At 71.1% G+C, this 19,684-nt stretch carries 18 protein-coding genes and 1 tRNA gene; 7 read left to right on the top strand and 12 right to left on the bottom strand.

All coding sequences use genetic code 11. From position 1 onward, the window contains the following. Positions 1-57: 57 nt before the first annotated feature. The 6 genes from AB0878_RS04495 to AB0878_RS04470 are packed head-to-tail and all read right to left on the bottom strand — an operon-like array spanning position 58 to position 7,979. Positions 58-1,218 (bottom strand): serine hydrolase domain-containing protein, encoded by a 1,161-nt coding sequence (locus tag AB0878_RS04495; protein ID WP_366576425.1) that lies wholly within the window; start codon positions 1,216-1,218, stop codon positions 58-60. Further along, the gene (locus tag AB0878_RS04490) at positions 1,215-2,432 is read right to left on the bottom strand and encodes a 2Fe-2S iron-sulfur cluster-binding protein (RefSeq protein ID WP_366576423.1); all 1,218 of its coding nucleotides are present in this window, start codon (positions 2,430-2,432) and stop codon (positions 1,215-1,217) included. The genes AB0878_RS04495 and AB0878_RS04490 overlap by 4 nt, the downstream gene beginning before the upstream one ends. Next, positions 2,429-3,262: an FAD binding domain-containing protein gene (locus AB0878_RS04485; protein ID WP_366576421.1), complete on the bottom strand. Its 834-nt coding sequence runs from the start codon at positions 3,260-3,262 to the stop codon at positions 2,429-2,431. The genes AB0878_RS04490 and AB0878_RS04485 overlap by 4 nt, the downstream gene beginning before the upstream one ends. A 3-nt stretch (positions 3,263-3,265) precedes the next feature. Further along, a complete protein-coding gene (locus AB0878_RS04480) occupies positions 3,266-4,045 on the bottom strand; it encodes an enoyl-CoA hydratase/isomerase family protein (protein WP_366576420.1) in 780 nt (259 codons plus the stop codon). Beyond that, positions 4,045-6,429 carry a xanthine dehydrogenase family protein molybdopterin-binding subunit gene (locus AB0878_RS04475; protein ID WP_366576418.1) on the bottom strand — a complete coding sequence of 795 codons (2,385 nt, stop codon included), beginning with the start codon at positions 6,427-6,429 and terminating at the stop codon, positions 4,045-4,047. Before AB0878_RS04475 ends, AB0878_RS04480 begins: the two co-directional genes overlap by 1 nt. Further along, positions 6,426-7,979, bottom strand: a complete 1,554-nt coding sequence (locus AB0878_RS04470; protein ID WP_366576416.1) for an AMP-binding protein — start codon at positions 7,977-7,979, stop codon at positions 6,426-6,428. Before AB0878_RS04470 ends, AB0878_RS04475 begins: the two co-directional genes overlap by 4 nt. An 80-nt stretch (positions 7,980-8,059) precedes the next feature. On the opposite strand from AB0878_RS04470, the gene AB0878_RS04465 reads away from it, so the two are divergent. The 3 genes from AB0878_RS04465 to AB0878_RS04455 all read left to right on the top strand — a co-directional run bounded on the left by AB0878_RS04465 (position 8,060) and on the right by AB0878_RS04455 (position 11,830). Then, the gene (locus AB0878_RS04465; RefSeq protein WP_366576414.1) at positions 8,060-8,590 is read left to right on the top strand and encodes a PadR family transcriptional regulator; all 531 of its coding nucleotides are present in this window, start codon (positions 8,060-8,062) and stop codon (positions 8,588-8,590) included. A gap of 54 nt (positions 8,591-8,644) precedes the next feature. Further along, a complete protein-coding gene (locus AB0878_RS04460) occupies positions 8,645-9,394 on the top strand; it encodes a flavin reductase family protein (protein WP_366576412.1) in 750 nt (249 codons plus the stop codon). A gap of 738 nt (positions 9,395-10,132) precedes the next feature. Next, positions 10,133-11,830, top strand: coding sequence for an AMP-binding protein (locus AB0878_RS04455; RefSeq protein ID WP_366576410.1), 1,698 nt, complete (start codon positions 10,133-10,135; stop codon positions 11,828-11,830). On the opposite strand, the gene AB0878_RS04450 is transcribed toward AB0878_RS04455, so the two are convergent. Together AB0878_RS04450 and AB0878_RS04445 are read right to left on the bottom strand one after the other, a co-directional pair. Then, positions 11,820-12,203 (bottom strand): DUF2255 family protein, encoded by a 384-nt coding sequence (locus AB0878_RS04450; protein ID WP_366576408.1) that lies wholly within the window; start codon positions 12,201-12,203, stop codon positions 11,820-11,822. The two genes, AB0878_RS04455 and AB0878_RS04450, sit on opposite strands and share 11 nt — an antisense overlap. Continuing rightward, positions 12,200-13,060, bottom strand: coding sequence for a helix-turn-helix domain-containing protein (locus tag AB0878_RS04445; RefSeq protein WP_366576406.1), 861 nt, complete (start codon positions 13,058-13,060; stop codon positions 12,200-12,202). Before AB0878_RS04445 ends, AB0878_RS04450 begins: the two co-directional genes overlap by 4 nt. A gap of 151 nt (positions 13,061-13,211) precedes the next feature. Here AB0878_RS04445 and AB0878_RS04440 point away from each other — a divergent pair, with 151 nt between their 5' ends. Both AB0878_RS04440 and AB0878_RS04435 read left to right on the top strand, forming a co-directional pair. After that, entirely contained in the window at positions 13,212-14,123 is a 912-nt protein-coding gene (locus AB0878_RS04440) for an alpha/beta hydrolase (RefSeq protein ID WP_366576404.1), read from the top strand. A gap of 221 nt (positions 14,124-14,344) precedes the next feature. Next, positions 14,345-14,710: a hypothetical protein gene (locus AB0878_RS04435; protein WP_366576402.1), complete on the top strand. Its 366-nt coding sequence runs from the start codon at positions 14,345-14,347 to the stop codon at positions 14,708-14,710. A gap of 165 nt (positions 14,711-14,875) precedes the next feature. Here AB0878_RS04435 and AB0878_RS04430 read toward each other — a convergent pair whose 3' ends face one another. From AB0878_RS04430 to AB0878_RS04420, 3 genes are read right to left on the bottom strand one after another with little or no spacing between them, the layout of a single operon-like run. Next, the gene (locus AB0878_RS04430; protein ID WP_366576400.1) at positions 14,876-15,865 is read right to left on the bottom strand and encodes an adenosine deaminase; all 990 of its coding nucleotides are present in this window, start codon (positions 15,863-15,865) and stop codon (positions 14,876-14,878) included. A 59-nt stretch (positions 15,866-15,924) separates the two neighbouring features. Continuing rightward, the gene (locus AB0878_RS04425) at positions 15,925-16,488 is read right to left on the bottom strand and encodes a hypothetical protein (protein ID WP_366576398.1); all 564 of its coding nucleotides are present in this window, start codon (positions 16,486-16,488) and stop codon (positions 15,925-15,927) included. Positions 16,489-16,545: 57 nt separating this feature from the next. Next, complete coding sequence (locus AB0878_RS04420; protein WP_366576396.1) at positions 16,546-16,845, bottom strand: hypothetical protein; 300 nt, start codon at positions 16,843-16,845, stop codon at positions 16,546-16,548. Positions 16,846-17,166: 321 nt separating this feature from the next. Between AB0878_RS04420 and AB0878_RS04415 the strand changes: the two genes are divergently transcribed. Continuing rightward, positions 17,167-17,240: transfer RNA gene (locus AB0878_RS04415), tRNA-Pro, on the top strand. Positions 17,241-17,971: 731 nt separating this feature from the next. Here the strand turns inward: AB0878_RS04415 and AB0878_RS04410 are convergent. Continuing rightward, positions 17,972-18,520: a TetR/AcrR family transcriptional regulator gene (locus tag AB0878_RS04410; RefSeq protein WP_366576395.1), complete on the bottom strand. Its 549-nt coding sequence runs from the start codon at positions 18,518-18,520 to the stop codon at positions 17,972-17,974. A 63-nt stretch (positions 18,521-18,583) separates the two neighbouring features. Between AB0878_RS04410 and AB0878_RS04405 the strand changes: the two genes are divergently transcribed. Continuing rightward, entirely contained in the window at positions 18,584-19,525 is a 942-nt protein-coding gene (locus AB0878_RS04405; RefSeq protein ID WP_366576393.1) for an SDR family NAD(P)-dependent oxidoreductase, read from the top strand. The last annotated feature ends 159 nt before the right edge of the window (positions 19,526-19,684 follow it).

The raw sequence follows: 19,684 nt of genomic DNA, 5'->3' as shown, positions 1-19,684 counted from the left end.
CGACGGCTCCGGCCGGATGGTCGCGGCACCCGGCCGGGGACGTCGCCGCTTCAGGATCTAGCGCGTCGCGTACAGCGCCCGCTCGAAGTTCTCGTAGAGCTTGATGAACGGCGGCGGCACGAACGGCAGCGACTGGCTGTAGATCGCGCCGGTCACGCGGTTCACCGGGTCGACCCAGAAGAACGAGTTGCACAGCCCGGCCCACGTCCCGCTGCCCGCCGCGCGCATGCCCGGCCGCTGCTCGCTGTTGAGCACCAGCCCCAGGCCCCACTTGTGACCCGGCCCCGCGGCGAAGTCGTACGACGACGTCGGGTCCGCGGTCGGGATGCGCGCCGGGAAGTCCAGGTCGCCGATCTGGTTCGTGAACGCGGCGTCCACAGTGGAGCGTTCCAGCACCTTCGTGCCGTCGAGCGTGCCGCCGCCCAGCAGCATCCGCTGGAACTTGAGGTAGTCGCGCGGCGTGGAGTACAGGCCGTGGCCGCCCGCCCAGTACTCGGGCTGCTCGGGGATGTTGATGTCGGTGGCCACCCACTTGCCGTCCTCGCCCAGGACGTGGATCGGGGCCAGGTTGTCGCGCTGCGAGCCGCTCGGGGCGAACGACGTCTCGGTCATCCCCAGCGGTCCGGTGATGTGCTCCTTGAAGAACACGTCGAGCGTCACGCCCGCGACGGCCTCGACCACCTGGCCCAGCCAGTCGGTGTTGGTGCCGTACTCGACCTTGGTCCCGGGGTCGGCGACCATCGGGGCGGTCAGCACGATCTTCTGGCCCGACAGCACGTTGGGGATGCCGGTGGCCTTCTCCCACTTCACGATGTCGTCGTTCCAGAACCAGTAGCTCAGGCCCGAGGTGTGCGTCATGAGCTGCCGCACGGTGGCCTGCGAGGCCGGCGCCCGCAGCTTCGGCTGGTCGCCGTCGAAGCCTTCGAGCACCTTCATCTCGGCGAACTCGGGCCGGTACCGCTCGACCGGGGCGTCGAGGTCGAGCTGCCCTTGGTCGGCCAGCTTCAACGCGGCGGTGGTCGTGACCATCTTGGTCATCGACATGATGCGGAAGTGCGTGTCCGCGGACGCCGGGCCGGCACTGCCGGCGGCGCGCGGGCCGGCGGCGCCTTCGTAGATGATGCCGTTGTCGTCGGCGGCGATGGCCACGACGTTGGGCACGTCGCCGGCGTCGACGGCGTCGCTCAGGATCTTGTCGATCGGGGCGGTCGAACTCATCGTTGAGTCCCTTTCGGATGTGTGGGTGGGTTGTGCTCGGCCCGGCGCAGGCGCCGGCCCCATTCCCGGGCTTTCGCCGCGAGAGTGGCTGCGAGGAGGGCCAGTGCGCCCGGCGGCTTCTTCGCCGTCGTGCGCACCCCGGACACCGCGGTCTCCTCCACGGCCGCGGCGAACTGTTCGAACATGCGCCGGCTGACGTCGCCGGCCAGCGCCCGGCCGAACTGCGCGATCCGGCCGGTCAGGTACACCTGCGCGGTCGCCCGCAGCCGCGTGCCGGCTTCGGTTTCCTCTGCGACGAGCAGGATATCGGCCTGGGTGCGCCCGCCGCCGGCGTCCTCGCCCTGGCCGATCACCCGCAGGCGGTTGGCCTCCGCGTCGCGTTCGGTGACCTGCGCGAGCCCCGCGAACGACAGCCGGATCGGCCCGACGGCGACCCGCGCCCGGCCGCGGTAGCGGTCTTCGCCGAGGTGCCCGGTGATCTCCGCCCCGGGCAGGCACGCGGCGACGAGGTCGATGTCGTCGAGCACGGCCCACGTCTTCTCCGGCGACGCGGCGAGCTCCTGGGTGACCTCGACGGTGAACGTCGGATCCCCTTGCGGCAGCTCGATCTCCCGGACACCTGCCGCTTCGGCCACGGCCTTACCGCCCGGCTTGGCGGCGGTGTGGCCCATCAGCACGTGCTGCCCGCAGTTGCGCGGCTCGGGGATCCCGTCGCGGTGCGCACCGGCCACTTCGGACACCGCGGAGACGATGTTGCGGTAGCCGGTGCACCGGCACAGCACACCGGACAGCTCCACGGGCAGGTCCTCTTCGGCGACGTCCGGCTTGTGCGCCAGCAGGTCGTAGGAGCTGAGCAGGAACCCCGGTGTGCAGAACCCGCACTGCAGCGCGTGGTGCGCGCCGAACGCCTCCTGCAACGGGTGCAGGTCGTCCGGGCGGCCGAGGCCCTCGACCGTCACGATGTCCGCGCCGTCGAGCTGGCAGGCGAACAGCAGGCACGCGCGGGCGGCGGAGCCGTCGACCAGCACCGTGCACATCCCGCACACGCCGTGCTCGCAGCCCAGGTGCGTGCCGGTGAGTCCGAGGTGGTCGCGCAGCGCGTCGGCGAGCGTCACGCGCGCGGGCAGCGACAGCGACACCTTCGTGCCGTTCACGGTCATCGTCACGTCGAGGGGCTCGCCGGCCTCCGCCCGAACCGGCCGTGGCAGCGTCATGCCGACCCTCCTTCCTCCGCTCGGCGGGCCCGGGCCAGTTCGCGCACGGCCAGCGCCGCCACGAGCCGCTGCCGGTACTCGCGCGAGCCGTGGGTGTCGCCCGCGGTGTCCACGAGACCGCGGGCCAGCTCGGCGACCTCGTCGTCGCCGAGGCCGGTGACGACGCGCGTGACCGGCCGGTCCGACACCCCGAACGCGGTCAGCACGGCTTCGCCGTCCCCGGCCCGGAACCGCGTGGCCACCCCGGCCAGCGCGAAATCCCCGTGCCGGCGCGCGATCTCGGCGAACCCGAAACCCTCGTCCGGGCGGGCCACGGGGAAGCGCACCGCGGCCAGCACGTCCTCGGCGCCGACCGAGGTGGCCATGGCGCCGTGGAAGAACTCGGCCGCGGGCACGGTGCGCCGGCCGCGCGGACCGGCGATCTCCAGCGACGCGTCCAGGCAGCAGGCCACGGCGGGCAGCTCGGCGGCGGGGTCGGCGTGCGCGATGCTGCCGCACACCGTGCCCCGGCTGCGCAGCTCGCGGTGCCCGATCCACGGCAGCGCCAGGCGCAGCAGGGGTACGGCCGAGGCGAGCGGGTGCCCTTCGAGCGTCCGCTGGCGCACGAGGGCCCCGATCACGAGCTCGTCGCCCTCGCGGCGCACGAAGTCCAGTTCGGACAGCGACCCGATGTCGACCACAGTGGACGGACGCGCCAGCCGCATCGCCAGGATCGGCACCAGCGACTGGCCGCCCGCGAGCACCTTGCCCTCACCGGCGCTGCGCACGAGCTCGGCGACGGCGTCGTCGAGCGTCGCGGGCCGGACGTAGGCGAACGGTGCGGCTTTCACGGCTCAGCGCCCCTGGAACTTCGCGGGCCGCTTCTCGGTGAACGCGGCCACGCCCTCGGCGAAGTCGTGGCTCGCGCGCAGCATCGCGTAGGCCTTGCGTTCCAGCTCGATGCCGGTGTACAGCGGCCCGTCGACGCCCTTGTCGAGCACCTCCTTCGCGGTGCGCGCGGCCATCGGCGAGTAGCCCAGCAGGGTCTCGACGACCTTGTCGGTCTCCGCGTACAGCTCGTCGCGGTCGGCCGCGAGCTTGGCCACCAGGCCCCAGTCCAGCGCCTGCTCGCCGGTGATCCGCTCGGCGGTGAGGATGTGGAACTTGGCGCGCGAGAGGCCGATCAGCCGCGCGAGCCGCTGCGTGCCGCCGCTGCCGGGGATCATGCCGAGCTTCATCTCCGGCAGCGCGAACCGGCTGCGCGGCGTGGCCAGCCGGATGTCCGTGGACAGCACGAGCTCCAGGCCCACGCCGAAGCAGTAGCCGTCGACCGCCGCGACCACGATCTTCTTGCTCCGCGCGGGCGCGGTGACGTTGTGGCCGAGGTCGGTGAAGTCCACCGGCTCGACCTCCATGAAACCGGGGATGTCGCCGCCCGAGGAGAAGTGCTCGCCGTCGGACTTCAGCACCACCACGCGCACGTCGTCGTCGGCGTCGATCTCGGCGAACAGCTCCGCCATCCGCTGCCGCATCTCCCACGTGATGATCGTGAAGCGGCCGTGGGAGAGCGTCAGCTCGGCAACCTGCCCGTCGTGGGTGCGGCCGAGCCGGATCTCGCCTCCGGTGAGCGCCATCAGGCCTTCCTTTCCAGTAGTTCGTGCACGACGTTGCCGTGCAGGGGCAGGGTCGTCACCTCGATGCCGAGAGCGTCGGTGACCGCGTTGGCGATCGCCACCGGCAGGCTCATGCTCGAACCCTCGCCGCAGCCTTTCGCGCCGAGCGTGGTGAACGGCGAGGGCGTCTCGAGGTGGTCGCTGATCAGCGGGTAGCCGGCCTCCGCGCTGGTGGGGCAGAGGTAGTCCATGAAGGTCGCCGACGTGGGCTGGCCCGAGTCGGCGTAGCGGAGTTCTTCGTACAGCGCGCCGCCGAGCGCGTGCGCGAGCGCCCCGTGCACCTGGCCCTCGAGCAGCTTCGGGTTCAGGATTGTCCCGGCGTCGTGCACCGTGGACACCAGCTCGATCTCCACGGCGAGGCTCACCGGGTCGATGCGCACGGCGACCAGCTCCGCGACGAAGCCGTAGCACAGGCTGGAGTTGATCTGGTCCCCTGTGGACGGTGCCTTGGCCTGCGGCGGGTTGAACGCGGCCTCCTCGTAGAGCCGCGCCGGCACCCCTTCGGGCAGCGACCCGGGGTCCCAGTGCACCAGCCCGGCGGCGTGCCGGAACGCCACGCGCTCCTCGGGCGCGTCGCGTTTGCGCACGAACCCGTCGGCGAGCTCCAGCCCGGCGGGGTCCGTGTCGAGCAGCACCCCGGCCGCCGCCCGGATCGTCTCGGCGATCTTGTCGGCCGCGGCGACGAGTGCGCTGGTGAGCAGTGGCGCGAAGCGCGAGGAGTAGCTGCCGGAGGTGATGGTCCACGGTGTGGTGGCCGTGTCCATCTCGACCACCGGCCGCACGGATTCCTGCGGCAGCCCCAGCCGCCGCGCCACGAGCTGGCGCGCGACCGTGGCGTGTCCCTGGCCCTGCGGCACGGTGCCCAGCAGCACCGACACCACCCCCTGCGGGTCGACGCTGATCCGGACGTGCTCCGTGCTGCCCGACTTGCCGCGTCCGGTCGCGCGCTGCTCGGCCGGCGTGGCGAGGCCGACGTAGCCGATGTTGGTCGCCGACGGGTCGACGATCGTCGCCATGCCGACGCCGAAGTACTCGCCGGCCTCGCGCGCCTGGCGCTGGCGCACGCGCAGCTTCTCGTAGTCGGCGTTGCGCAGGGCCAGCTCGAACGCCCTCGGGTAGTCGCCCGAGTCGTACACGCCGCCGCTGGGCGTGTGGTACGGGAACGCGCCGGCCTGGATCAGGTTGCGGCGCCGGATCTCCGCCGGGTCGAGGTCGAGCTCACGGGCGACGCGGTCCATGATCCGCTCGAGCCCGAAGTAGAGCTGCTGGCCGCCGAAACCGCGGTTGAGGCCGGTGGGGGTTTTGTTCGTGACCACCGCCCGGGCCCGGATCGCCACCGCGCCGATGCCGTACGCACCGGTGATGTTGCCGAAGCAGCGGTAGAGCGTGCTGGGCTCGGGCGGACGCAGGTACGCGCCGACGTTGTCGACGAGGTCCGCGCGCAGGGCCTCGACCTTGCCGTCGGCGTCGACGGCGGCCTCGAACCGCATCCACCGGTCCGAGCCGGCGGAGCTCGACAGCAGGTGCTCCACACGGTCTTCGGTCCAGCGCACCGGCCGGCCGCAATGCTTGCTGGCCAAGGCCATCAGCGCGACGTAGGGGTAGATGCCGGACTTGATGCCGAAGCTGCCGCCGATGTCCGCGGGCACGCGCAGCCGCACCCGCGACGTCGGCAGCCCGAGGCCCGCCGCGAGCACCGGCACCATCGAGAACGGCCCGTGGAAGTTGGCCCACGCGGTGACGCCCGGCCCGTCGACGTCCTCCAGCCACTCCGCGACGACCGAGTAGCACTCCATGGGCGCCGAGGTGTAGCGCGGGAACCGGTATTCGCCGGTGACCACGTGCGCGGCTCCGGCGAAGAGCTCGTCGACGGGGCCGAAGCTGAACGTCCGGTCGGTGGCGACGTTGCTGCCGAGCTCCTCGTGCAGCAGCGGAGCGTCCGCGGCGATCGCGCGCGTGGAGTCGACCACGGGCGGCAGCGGCTCGTAGTCCACTTCGACCAGTTCCGCCGCGTCCTCGGCCGTGTAGCGGTCCGTCGCGACGACGACGGCCACGGGCTCGCCGACGAACCGCACCTTGTCGGTCCCGGTGGGGTAATAGCGGATCGGCGTCTTGAGCGAGAGCGGGAACGGCTTCAGGGCCGCGAGCACGTCGTCCGGCCCTAGGACCGCCGCGACGCCGGGGTGGGCGCGGGCGCGGGACAGCTCGACGGACCGGATGCGCGCGTGCGGGTGCGGGCTGCGCACGACCGCCGCGACCAGCGAGCCGCGCATCGGGTCGAGGTCGTCGAGGAACTTCCCCTTGCCGCACAGCAAGGGGACGTCTTCGATGCGGGCCGCCGTCATGCGTGCTCCTTGCCCGGCACGAGCTGTGCCAGCCGGCGGTAGTGGCCCGCGGTCAGCTCACGGCGCAGGATCTTGCCGACGGCCGACTTGGGGATGCCGGCCACGGCCAGGTAGCGCTTGGGCCGTTTCAGCGACGGCAGTCCCGAGTGCTCTCGCGCGTAGGACTCCAGCTGTGCCAGCGTTTCCTCGGGCCGGTGCCCGGCCGAAGGCACGACGAAGGCGGTCACCGCGCTGCCCCAGCGGTCGTCGGGGAGCCCGGCGACCACGATCTCGGCGACGGCCGGGCAGCGCACGAGGGCGTCTTCGATGTCCTCGGGGTAGATGTTCTCGCCACCGGAGTTGATCATGTCGTCGACGCGGCCCGCGACCCACAGGTCGCCGTCCTCGTCCTCGGTCGCGAGGTCGCCGGTGAAGTACCAGCCGGCACGTAGCGACTTCGCGTCGGCGTCGGGCCGGTGCCAGTACCCGCGGAACGCCTCCGGGCTCTCCAGCGACACCGCGACCTGGCCCGGTTCGCCCGGCGCCACGACGTCGTCCGGGGTCGCGCCCTCGGCCGGGCTGACCAGGCGGACGCGGGAGAAGACCCCGGCGCGCCCGGCACAGCCCGGTTTGCGGCGCACGTCGGGCCCGATCGTGAAGGTGTAGATCTCCGTGCTGCCGAAGTGGTTGACGAACACCTCCGGGTGCAGCTCGGCGTCGAGCCGCTCGGCGAGCGCCGGTGTCATCGACGCGCCCGCGTAGGCCAGCCGGCGCACGGACTTCGCCTCGGCCAGCCGTCCTGTGTGGACCAGCGACCAGTACGCGGTGGGCACCAGGTAGAGCGCGCTCACCTCCTCCTCGGTGATGAGCTCCAGCGACTCCTCGGCGTCGAACTTCACCTGCGGCACCCAGGTACCCGCCGCGACGATGCTCGCCAGCAGCGCCCGCATGCCCATCGTGTGGAACATCGGCATCACGCCGAGGGCGACCTCACCGGTGCGGTGCTGCGTCTGGATCAGGTGCGCCACCGCGGCCGCGTGCTCGGCGGAGTGCCGGCGCGGCACGCCTTTCGGCCGGCCCGTGGTGCCGGACGTGTAGAGCATGACGCTCGTGTCGTCCTCGGCCGGCTGGTGCTTCGGCGCGGGCGAGTCCAGCAGCCGCGCCAGCGGCGTCACCCGCTCGGGTGCGTCCAGCGCCGCTCCGGAGTGCGCGCGGGCCGGCAGTTCGGCGATGCCGGCGACGGTCGGGTCGGTGGTGCTGTCGGTGATCAGGAGCGTCGGGGAGCAGTCGCGCAGGCAGTAGGCCACGTCGTCGGCGCTGAAGCGCGTGGACAGCGGAACGGAGATCGCGCCGGTCTTCTGCACGGCCAGGTGCAGGCTCGCCAGGGGCTCACCACCGGCGAGCAGGAGGGCGACGTGGTCGCCCGGGCGCACGCCCAGCCGGGTCAGCGCGCCGGCCAGCCGGTCGGTGCGTTCGTCCCACTGCGCGTAGGTCATCGGGTGCCGGCCGCCCACGGCCCGGCGATGCGGATAGCGCTCCGCCGTCCAGCGGAACGATCTCACCAAGTCCATCGTCGCACTCCCGGAGATCGATGGTCCGATTCGAATGATCTGTTTCGGACCATGGGCGAAATTACGGTAGGGTCGAGGGCATGTCAAGCGGACGGTTGAGCACGACTTCGTACGTCGTGCTGGGGACGATCGGGCTGCGTGGCCCGTCCACGCCGTACGACCTCAAGCGCGCCGTCGGGCACTCGGTGGGGTACTTCTGGTCCTTCCCCCACGCGCAGCTGTACTCCGAGCCGGAGCGGTTGGAGCGCATGGGGCTGCTGGAGGTCGAGACCGAGCAGACCGGGCGGCGCCGCAAGGTCTACAGCATCACCGACGAAGGCCGCGATGCCGTGCGCGCCTGGCTGGCCGCGCCCACGCACGAGCACTTCGAGATGCGCGACATCGCCGAGATGAAGCTGTTTTTCAACGAGCTGGGCGACACCGGCAACATCGTGAACCTGGCGCGCGAGCAGATCAAGCAGCACGAGGAACGCATCTCGGTGTACGAGGACATGCAGCGCCGCTTCGGTGCCGAGCCGAAGTACGCGCGCCGCATGATCCCGCTGCGGCTCGGGCTGGAGATGGAACGGGCGGCGCTGCGGTTCTGGTCGTCGATCGCCGAGGAGTTCTGAGCCGCCCGTCGGTTCGGCCGGGACCGAAGCGCGGCGACCCTAGCGTGGGCGCTCGTGAACGATCATGTCGCGATAACCCCCAGCATCCTCTACTTCGGCACGCCGGTCGCCTTGCTGACGACGGAAAACGCCGACGGCTCCCCGAACATCACGCCGATGTCCTCGGCCTGGGCGCTCGGTGAGGTCGTGGTGCTCGGCCTGGCCCGCAGCGGCCACGGCGCGCGCAACCTCACCTCGCGTCCCGACCTCGTGGTCAACCTGCCCGGCCCCGGCCAGTGGGCGGCGGTGGAGCGGCTCGCCCCGCTGACGGGAGCGGACCCGGTGCCCGAGCACAAACGGGACCGCTTCCGGTACGAGCCGGACAAGTTCGCCGCGGCCGGGCTACGGCCGCGCCCCGCCGAGCTGGTCCGGCCGCCGCGCATCGCCGAATGCCCGCTGCAGCTGGAAGCGCGCGCGGCGGCCGTCCGCGAGCGCGCCGGGTTCCTCGTCATCGAGGCCGACGTGCTGCGGGTGCACTGCGCGCCGGAGCTGGTCGTGCCCGGCACGCAGCACGTGGATCCCGCGAAGTGGAGCCCGCTGATCTACAACTTCCGCCACTACTTCGGCCTCGGCGAGCAGCTCGGGCACAGCTTCCGGTCCGAGACGCCCGCCGTCGCCTCAGGCAGCCGCGGGCAGCGCCCGGCGCCGGTGCCGGACCAGCCCGGCCGCCTGCGCGCCGACGGCGAGGACGACGTACGCGATCAGCCACGGCGCGAAGCCGGGCGGCTGACGGTTGGTCGTGGCGAGGTCGGCGAGTACCGGTAGCGTGTAGAACGCCGGCAGCGCCAAGACGGGCTCGGTGCGGCGCAGGATCCCGTCGACGGAACGGGAGAGCTCGTCGTCGGCGAGCACCGGGCGGGTCAGCACGCCGAGCAGCACCGCCGCCACCACGACCGCGCCCGGCGCCAGCAGCCCGAGCCACAGCAGCGCCCACACGCTGCCCGACGACACGACCATCGTCACGGCCAAGGCCGCGCCACCGCCGAAGGTGACCACGAGGGCCGCGACGGACCACCCGTTCAGCACCCCTCGCCACGGAGGTCGCTGCGCGGGTGCCGTCGCGCCGAGCCAGGCCGCGGTGCGCCGGTCGGCCCACCGCACGGGCAACCAGAGGACGAGCTGCAGCCCGGCGAAGAGGCAGAAGAAGGAGCGGCCCTCGGGCAGGTCGTCGTGGTCCACTCCGGGCAGCAGCGACAGGAACTGCACCGCGAACGAGCCGAACGCGATCAGCAGCAGACCGGCGAGCATCCCGGTCCACGTCGGCCCGGGTCGCGCGCCCGCGCGCACGCCGAGCCGCCGGACGAGCAGCGGCGTGAGCCGGCTCGCCGGGACGTCGTGTTTTTCCAGCCATCGGCCGGCCGCCTTGAACTCGGCTTCGGTCGGGTCGGTCATCGGTTCCCCCTCGGTTCGAGAGGTATACGTGCGAAGGGCGATTTGAGTTGCCCGGTCGGCCGGGGAATTCTGCCCGGCGGAGCCTCGGCCGGGCGGGAGTGCAGTCGTAGCGTGGTCGTGCCGTTCACCGCCCGCCAGAGCCGAAGGGGGCCGGCCATCACCGACGTGTTCACGCCAGGACCGGGACGGACGGTGTTCAGCCTCCGGCCGCCACCGTCCGTTGTGGACCGGTTTCGCGCGGAAGGCTTCTGGCGGGACGGAAATCCGCTGCGGGATCTCGCGCGGTGGCGTGACGAGACACCGGACGCGACCGCGCTCATCGCGCTTCGGACGGCGACCGGCGAGACGACCCGGCTGACCTATCGCGAGTACGCGCGTTGCGTCGAGCGCTACGCCGGGGCGCTGACCGAGCTGGGCGTGGGGCCGGGGCAGGTCGTGGCCGTGCAGCTGCCGAACGTGTGGCAGGTCGATCCGCTGCTGCTGGCCTGTTTCCGGGTCGGCGCGCTGGTGGCGCCCGTGATGCCGACGATCCGGTCACGCGAGCTGGAGCGCGTGCTCGCCCGGGTGGGGGCGTCGGTGTGCGTGACGGCCGACGTCTGGGACGGCCACGACCACGCGGCGGCTCTGGCCGAGATGGCCCCGAGGCTGCCGAAGCTGCGGCACCGGGTCGTGCTGGGCTCGCGGGTGTCGGCGGACGAGGTCGATTTCACGCGGCACTTCGAGCAACCGTGGGAAACGCGGCACGCCGTCGCCCTCGACGACGCCCGACCGGACCCCGACCAGGTCAGCCTGGTGCTGTTCACCTCCGGCACGACCGGCCGGCCGAAAGGCGCGCTGCACACACTGAACACCGAGTACGCCACCGCCGCCGCGCACATCACGGCCGACGACCAGGGGCCGGCCGAGCGGTTCTTCACCCCGCACTCCCTCACGCACACCGGCGGCATCTTCCACTGCCTCATGCGCCCGTTGCTCACGGGCGGCTGCGCGGTCGTCGCGGACCGCTGGGAACCCGAGGTCGTCGGCGCGTACCTCGAAGAGACGGCCGTGACACAGCTGCTGATCGCGCCTGCGTTCCTGGCCGGGCTGCTGCCGTACGCGCGGCCCGGCCGGCTGCGGACCGTCACCACGCTCGGCACCGCGACTCCCGCCGCGCTCGTCGCCGACGTCGCCCGCGTCCTGGGTGTGCCGCTGCGCACGTGCTGGGGCATGACCGAGTGCGGCGGCACCCTCATGCGCGCCGACGACCCGCCGGACTGGGCGCTGCACAGCGTCGGCCGGATCTCCCGCGGCAGTGACCTCGATCTGCGGTCCGACCTGGGCGAAATCACCGCCGAACGGCCCGGCCGGCTCTACATCCGGGGCGCCACCGTCTGCCTGGCCACCGTCGACCGCGACACCGGTGAGCTCACCGTGGCGGCCGACCACGACGACGGCTGGTACGACACCGGTGACCTCGCGATCCCCGACGGCCGCGGCGGCATCCGCCTCCTGGGCCGCGACGCCGACCGCATCGGCGGCGTCCTGATGATCCCGGCCGCCGACGTGGAGTCCGCGTTGCTCGACCACCCGGCCGTCCGCGACGTCGCGCTCGTCGGCTACCCCGACGCCGCGGACGGCGAGCTGCCCGCGGCCGTCGTCGTGCCCGCCGCCGAGCCGCCGACGCTCGCCGGCCTGCGTGAGCACCTCGCCGCGCTCGGCATGACCGAGTGGTACTGGCCCACCCGTTTGGAGCTGGTACCGGAGCTGCCGCGCAACGCGATGGGCAAGGTGCGCAAGGACGTCCTCGCCCGCGGCCTCACGTGCTGACGCGCGGGCCCCGTCCGTCCACAGTGGAGTGATCCGCCGGGCTGATCCGGAGCGTCGCGGCTCGTGCCTCGGCGTTGGTGACGAGCGAAGCGGCTCCGTACTTGGCCCGGTACGCCTCGTCGATCTCGGCCGAGCGTTCGCCGTCGGCGGCGAACGCGACGGCGCGGCTCAGCGAGCCGACCCGGACGCGGCCCCGGCGGTGGTTCGCGGCGGACTGGAACCACCGCGACCCCGGACCCCGGAACGCACGCACGAACAGCGTCCCGTCGACGAGGACGAAACCGACTTCCACCGAGGCGTCGCCGGGTCCGGCGCTGAGCTCCAGCGACGCCGAAGCCGAAAGTGCCGCCAGTTCCGGAGCGGTCCACGTCATCGCTTGGCCGCCGAGTGCTCGGTGTGCCAGGACAACAGGATGTCCAGTGCTTCGCGCGAAGGCGTGCCGGGCTCGGCGGTGAGGACCATCAGGCGCTGGCCGGAGTCGTCGGGGCTCAGCCACGTGTCGCAGTCCAGCGTGAGGTCGCCGACGAGCGGGTGCCGGTAGTTCTTGGTGCCGAACCCCGCGCTGGTGACCCGGTGTTCGGCCCACCACGTGCGGAAGTCCCCGTCCTGCACGGAAAGCTCGCCGACGAGGCGCGCCAGGTCCGGGTCCTCGGGATCGCCGGCCGCCTCCATGCGCAGCGCGGACACGGCCACGCGCGCGTCCTGCTGCCAGCGCGGGTGCAGGGCGCGGAACGCCGGCTCGGTGAACATGAGGTGCACGTAGTTGCGCCGCGCGGGCGTGACCTGCGCGAAGTCGACGTACAGCGCGGTCGCAGCGGTGTTCCAGCCGAGGATGTCGAGGCGTTTGCCCAGCACGATCGCCGGGGTCTCGGTGAGCTGGTCGAGCAGCCGGCGGATGGCGGGCCGCACGCGCTGCACGGCGCGACGGCGGCGCGGGCGCGCGTCGGCCTTGCCGGCGAGGTCGTAGAGGTAGGTCTGCTGGTCGTCGTCCAGCCGCAGGGCGCGCGCGAGCGTGGCCAGGACCGTCGCCGACGCCTGCACGCGGCCCTGTTCGAGCCGCGTGTAGTACTCGACGCTGATGGCCGCCAGCTGGGCGACCTCGGTGCGGCGCAGTCCCGCGACCTTGCGGCGGGTGCCGGTCTCGGGCAGGCCGACGTCGCGGGGGGTCAGCTGGGCGCGGCGCGCCTTGAGGAAGTCGCCGAGCCGCGCGGAGCCGGACGGAGTGGTCATGGGTTCATTCTGCGCCCGGCCGGGCGCGCGCAAGAGGGCCAGGATCCTGACCACCCCGAAACCCGGCTCTGGTGGTGTCGCGGCTGCGGCCGGATCGTGGAGTCAGGGCCCGGTATCCCGCCGGGTGCAAGATCATCGAGGAGAGTATCCCGTGCCGAAGATCGACGTCACCTTCGACAGCGCCGGCGTCCGGCTCGCCGGCCACCTCTACGTCCCGGACGGGGCCGCCGGCCCGGGCCCGGCCGTGGTCGTCGGCCACCCCGGCAGCGGCGTGAAGGAGCAGGCCGCCGGCCTCTACGCGGCCCGGCTGGCCGAACGCGGGTTCGTGACGCTCGCGTTCGACGCCGCCTACCAGGGCGAGAGCGGCGGCGAGCCGCGTGGCCTCGAAGACCCCGCCCAGCGCGTGGAAGACTTCAAGGCGGCCGTGTCGTTCCTGACCACCCGTTCCGAAGTGGACGCGGGCCGCATCGGCGAGCTCGGCATCTGCGCGTCGGGCGGCTACTCGCTGTCGGCCACGGGCGGCGACCGCCGCGTGAAGGCCGTCGCCACGGTCAGCGGCGCCGACATCGCCCGTCAATTCCGCTTCGGCGCCGACGGCACGCAGGACCCGGCCGTGTTCGAAGGCATGCTGGACGCCGCCGCCCACGCCCGCACCGCGGTGGCGGCCGGTGAGAAGCCCGCGCCGCTCACCCTGTTCCCCGAGACCGTCGAACAGGCGCGTGCCCTCGGCGGGGAGCACGGCGCGGAGGGCTTCGAGTACTACCGCACCGAGCGCGGGCACCACCCGCGCTCGGCCGAGGTCTTCGACTGGACGAGCGTCGACAGGTTCGCCACGTTCGACGCCTTCACCGCGGCCCCGCTGATCGGCTCGCGGCCGCTGCTGATGATCGTCGGGACGCGCGCGATCACCGCGTGGATGAGCGTCGAGGCGTTCCAGAAGGCCACCGGTCCCAAGGAACTGCACCACGTGGAAGGCGCCAGCCACGTCGACCTCTACGACAAGGAGCAGTACGTGGGCCCGGCGGTGGACAAGCTGGCGGGGTTCTTCGGCCGGAACCTCTGAGCGAAGCGTCCACAGTGGATGATCAGTGTTGGCGTGAGGTCAAATACCGTGAAGTCAAGAACATCACCTGAACGTTCTGCTGTGGACAGTAAAATCGACTGCGCGGTGAAACAATCACGCGATACAGGGGGAGAGGGTTGCCCCGCGCGGCTTCTTCACTCAATCGGCCGCAGCCGTTTCTCGGTTGTCCACGGCCAGCCGGGTAGGGCATGCTCGACCGGGTGAAGATCGATCCGCCGAGACCGCTCACCGTGCAGGAACGGGCGATCCTCGCCCTCGTCCTTTCGCCCGACTTCGCCGGCGCGGCGGAACTTCGACAGCAGTCGACGTCCGCCGTCGTCGACGGGTGCTGCGGCTGTGGTTGCCCCTCGGTCAGCTTACGGACGGACGACTCCGCGCCGATGGCCTCTCTGAGTTCGAGACTTGTGCCGATCGAGCTCGAAGTCCTGGCCTCCGATGACGAGTCCCCGGGCCAAGTCCTCCTCTTCGCCGACGACGGCAGGCTGAGCTACGTGGAGTATGTGTGCTTCGGCGAGCCGTCCACCGACTGGCCCGATCTGAGCCGGGTGCGGGTGGTCGGCCCGTGAACGTCGAACGGCAGCCGAACTCGGCCGAGATCGAGGCACACTTCACTGCGGTTCTCGACGGGAGAACTGCACGGCAATGGCCAGGTGCAGTTGGCTGGCTGAGGTCAGGAGCCGGCGAGCAGGGTGACTTGCTGCTTTAGAGGCGGCACAGTGATTCCAGCCGTTTTATCGGTGCTCGCCGTCGGACATCTCCTCGAACACATCCCGCAGCTCCTCGGCGTGCGCGAACGAGCCGCTGAAACTGTTGCGCACCAAGGTGGTCACCTCGGCTTCGGTCAGGCCGAGCGCATCGGTGACGGCCTCGTAATTCTCGTTGACGTAGCCGCCGAAATACGCCGGATCGTCGGAGTTGACGGTCACCGGGACGCCGGCGTCCAGCAGCCGCCTCAGCGGGTACGTGCTGAGGTCGTCCGTCACGTGCAGGCGCAGGTTCGAGAGCGGGCACATCGTCAGCGTGACCTGCTCGTCGGCCAGCCGCGCGACGAGGTCGGGATTCTCGGCCGCCGCGTAACCGTGGTCGATGCGCTCGACGTGACACGCGTCCAGCGCCTCGGTGACGTAGGCGGCCGGCCCCTCCTCCCCGGCGTGGCACGTGGTGCGGTAACCCTCCGCACACGCCGCATCGAAGTAACGCGCGAACTTCGCCGGCGGGTTCCCCCGCTCGGCTCCACCGAGGCCGATCCCGAGCACCCGCTCCCGCCACGGCCGGACCAGCTCGAGCAGCTCCAGCGCGTCGCCCTCACTGCGGTGGCGGTGCGCGCTGACCAGGAGCGCGCCGTCGATGCCATGTGTTTCGCGGACTTCGTCGATGCCGTCGACGATCCCGCCGACCTGCTCGCCGATCGGGATGCCGCGGTCGAGGAACGCCTGCGGCCCGAACAACATCTCCGCCCGCCGCACGCCCTGGCCGGCGGCGCGCTGCAGATACGCGACCGTCAGCTCGCGGAAATCCTCGCGCGTGCACAGCACCCGGCAGCCCTGGAAGTACACCGACAGGAAGTTCTCCAGCCCGGTGAACGCGTACGCGGCCCGCAGCTCCTCCGGGCTGCGCCACGGCAGCTCCACGCCGTTGCGGGCGGCGAACCGAACCATGTCCTCGGGCTCGAGCGTGCCCTCGAGGTGAACGTGCAGCTCGGCCTTCGGCAGCGCGGTCAAGAGTTCCTCCCGGGTCCCGTAGAAGTGAACTGATCGATTCACTTCCGTGGGGAGTCTACCTACCCGGGCAACAGCGCCGCGACGGCCCGCTCATGCGCCGCCTCAACCTCGGCCGGCGGCGTCCCGCAGATGAGCAGCATCTGCAGCCCCCGCCACAACGCCACGATCGCCATCGCGGTGTCGTCAGGCCGCACGACGGTTGCGTCCCCCCGAAGCGCCCCCGCCACGACCTCGACCCACCGCTCGCGCGTCTGCGCGAGAAACTCCGGATGCCGGCCCGGCACGTCGGCCGCCATGCCGAACCGCGCGAAGAACAGCTGCAGATGCGGCCGCCGCGCCGGGTCCGCAATGTGCCGCCACGCCGCCGCGACCCGCTCGGCCGTCGTCCCCTCGCCGGTGAGCAGCTCGCCGAACCGATCGAGCAGCGCGGTCCCGCCGAGAATCTCGTCCACCGCGGCCGCAAGCAACCCGTCGAGCGACCCGAAGTGGTAGAGCAACATCCGATTGTTGGACCCGATACCCCGCGCGAGCTCACTCAGGGACAGATCGACCACCCCACGGCCGAGCACGAACTCGCACGTCTCACGCAGAAGCCTCGCGCGCTCGACCGGTCCACTCGCCACGCCGCGATCGTAGGGCAACGCCCTGACCTGCCCACTCCGAGTAACCGCCCGGCCTGCTCACCCCACCACCGTGTTTCCGACGGCCCGCAGCAGATCGCTGAGCCAGACCAGGTGGTAGGCAACCGGAGGCCGCTCGCCCTCCACCAGCTGCCGAACATGCTGTTCACACTCCGACAACTGGCCGATGGTGAGCCCTGGGGGCTCTCGTGAGACGTCGTAGAGCGCGTCGGGCGGGATGGCCCAGAAGTAGTCGGCATCCACCTCCACGGTGTCCCCGTGGACCTCCCTCACATGCTCGAACAGCCTCTCGGCCGCCGCGGCCAACTGGTCAAGCCGGATGACGTTTGCAGTGGTCACTCGATCTGCCTTCCTGGGGGACGCATCCGCTTGATCGTATTGGTCTCTTCGCGTTATGTCGCTTCGTTTTCCTTTGCGGCATGACCAAAGGCGTCCGCTGGCGGCAGTTCTTCCTTCTTGTCCGTCCGGCAGGTGCTGGGGCCCGCCGACGTGTCGCTGACGCTGGACACCCACGGCCCGAGCCCGCTCGCGGCGTCACCCTCCGTTGCCGAAGTTCCCGCAGGTCAGACCATAAATGTGGGCCTCCCTGCAACCCCCCGATCGCGACCCGCTACAGTACTCACATCGCGCTTCACGGAGCACCTCCGGGGAGCACGGGTCCGGGCTGTGGCGCAGTTTGGTAGCGCACTTGACTGGGGGTCAAGGGGTCGCAGGTTCGAATCCTGTCAGCCCGACCGGAGATTCAAAGAGCCCGTGGGCAGCAAACTCGCTGCTCACGGGCTCTTTTGCTGACTGCGCTGACTTGTGCCGTTGATCTACGCGTGCGCGTCAGCGTGGACTAGTTGTGGACCAGCCAAGTAGGCCACACTGTCTCGACCTGTGTTCGTGTCGTGCTTCGCGCCGCTATTGGACGGATCGCGCCGTGGCCCGCCTCGCGCATTCACTCGACTGGCCCGCTACAGGCAAGGTCCGCTGCCGGCCCCTTGTCGCGCAGTGGCGACCCATTTTGAATCCAGCCCGGAAATGGCCTCTGACCTGCACGGAAGCTGACCTATGGGCTGTGTGGACCGGGCATAGACCGTGCCAGGCCGTGAGTATGCCCGCTGTCCGGTCTTGACCGCGCGAGGTGCGTGACTGATCTCAGCCGCCGCCGAACCTCCATGCACCACGGGAGAGGACCGGACTCACGTCCTGATGAACGCGTCCGCGACCACGGGCGCGGCTTGGTCGAGCCAGGTGTTCAGCGTCTGAGTTCAAGATCGCGGCTGCTTCTTTGAAACTAGACCCACGCCCTCGATCGCGTTCGATTCATCGGCCTCGCGCTTTGCGTGACAGGTTGTTCGTCTCGGGGTAAAGCCCAGCCTTCCGCAATGTGGCGACACCTGTGCGCAGTCGACCGGCTAGGTCGACTTCTATCGTCCGTGTGCCAGTCGATGTTCCTGATCGACGCTGTGCCCGCGAGCCGTTATTGGACGAGGAGGCCGATCGCGGTCGTCATGCGGCCGAGATACGCCTCCCGGGTCGCCACCTGGTGCTTCAACCCGACCGAGGCGCTGATCAAGGTCTGCGCGACGCCGGCTGCCGACTCCCCGCCCACCGCGGCGACGACGAGTTCTTCGAAACGCTTCGGGGCCGTGTGGGTGATCGGCCCGAGCAGGTCCGGGTTCTGAGCGATGACGTCCGGGACGTCGCGGCTCGTCGGTCCGACGTAGCGGCCAGCCCACCGGTCGAACGCGCCGACCAGCCGCTCCCGCAACGGCTTTCCGGCGTCGGCGAGGATCTCCTCTGCCGCAGCGAGGTCCCGCTGAAGCGCCCGGGTGACCGCCGCGCGGAACAGGTCCTGTTTGGACGCGAACAGGAAGTACAGCCCCGGCCGGGAGATCCGGGCCGTGCGCGCGACTTCCTCCATGGAGGTCTTCTGGTACCCGTGCCGGGCGAACGTCAGCAGCGCCGACTCGAGCACCGTGTCACGGCGACTGGCCTCGGTGGCGTCGTGAGCTTCGGAAACGGCCATGCGGCAACTCTACGGGTCCCAATCTGACTATACAAGTTCTGTTTAGTCTGTATAGTTCGCGGCATGACCGCGCGAAAGCTCATCACCACGCCGTTCACCGCCACCAGCACCGCGGACGAAGTGCTGGCGGGCGTCGACCTCACCGGCGTCCGCGCGATCGTCACCGGGGCGTCTTCCGGCATCGGCGCGGAAACTGCTCGCGCGCTGGCCGCGGCGGGAGCCGAGGTGACCCTGGCGGTCCGGAACGCGGCCGCGGCGGTCCTGGGGCCACGTTCGCGTGTCGCCCGGATCGACCTCGCCGACCAGATGTCCGTCCGCCAGTTCGCGCAGGAGTGGGACGGGCCGTTGCACCTCCTGGTGAACAACGCGGGCATCGTCACCGGCGGACCGGCCTACACCGCGCAGGGCTGGGAACTGCAGTTCGCAACGAACCACCTCGGGCACTTCGCCCTGGCCACCGGCCTGCACGCGGCACTCGCCCGCGGCGCCGCAGACCGCGGCGAGGCGCGGATCGTCTCGGTCAGTTCGACGGCGCACATGCGCGCCGGCGTCGACTTCGCAGACCTGCACTTCACACGCCGCGCATACGACCCTCAGATCGCTTACGCCCAATCGAAAACGGCGAACTCGCTGTTTGCGGTGGAAGCAACCCGCCGCTGGACGGCCGACGGGATCTTCGCGAACACCGTCAACCCCGGTGGCGTCGCCACCGGACTGCAGCGGAACTTCACCCCAGCTCAGAAGGAATCCCTCGCCGCGGCCGAAGCCGCGGGCATCTTCACTTACAAGACGGTCGAACAGGGAGCAGCGACGAGCGTCGTCGCTGCGGTCGCCCCGCAGTTCGCCCACACCGGCGGCCACTACCTCGACGACGCGCAGGAGGCCTACACGGTGCCGGACGACGCCGAACTCGCCGACCACCCGCACGGGGTAAAGGAATGGGCCCTCGACCCGGCGACCGCGGAGCGCCTCTGGAGGGTGTCGGCGGACCTGACCCGGGGCTGACCGCGGTCAGCCCGCAGCACCGACATCGTCCACCACGAGGTGAGCAGTGCCCGAAGGAGGCGTTGCTCGCGGTCGGTGCCACCCGGCCGTCGATGACGTGCGAGCAGCCCGTCAGCAGAACGAGCAGGCCTGCGACGATCCCGGCCAGCGCACGCGATT

It is taken from the genome of Amycolatopsis sp. NPDC047767 (assembly GCF_040704195.1).
Taxonomy (GTDB): Bacteria; Actinomycetota; Actinomycetes; order Mycobacteriales; family Pseudonocardiaceae; genus Amycolatopsis.
This window is presented reverse-complemented; position numbering and strand designations above follow the sequence as displayed.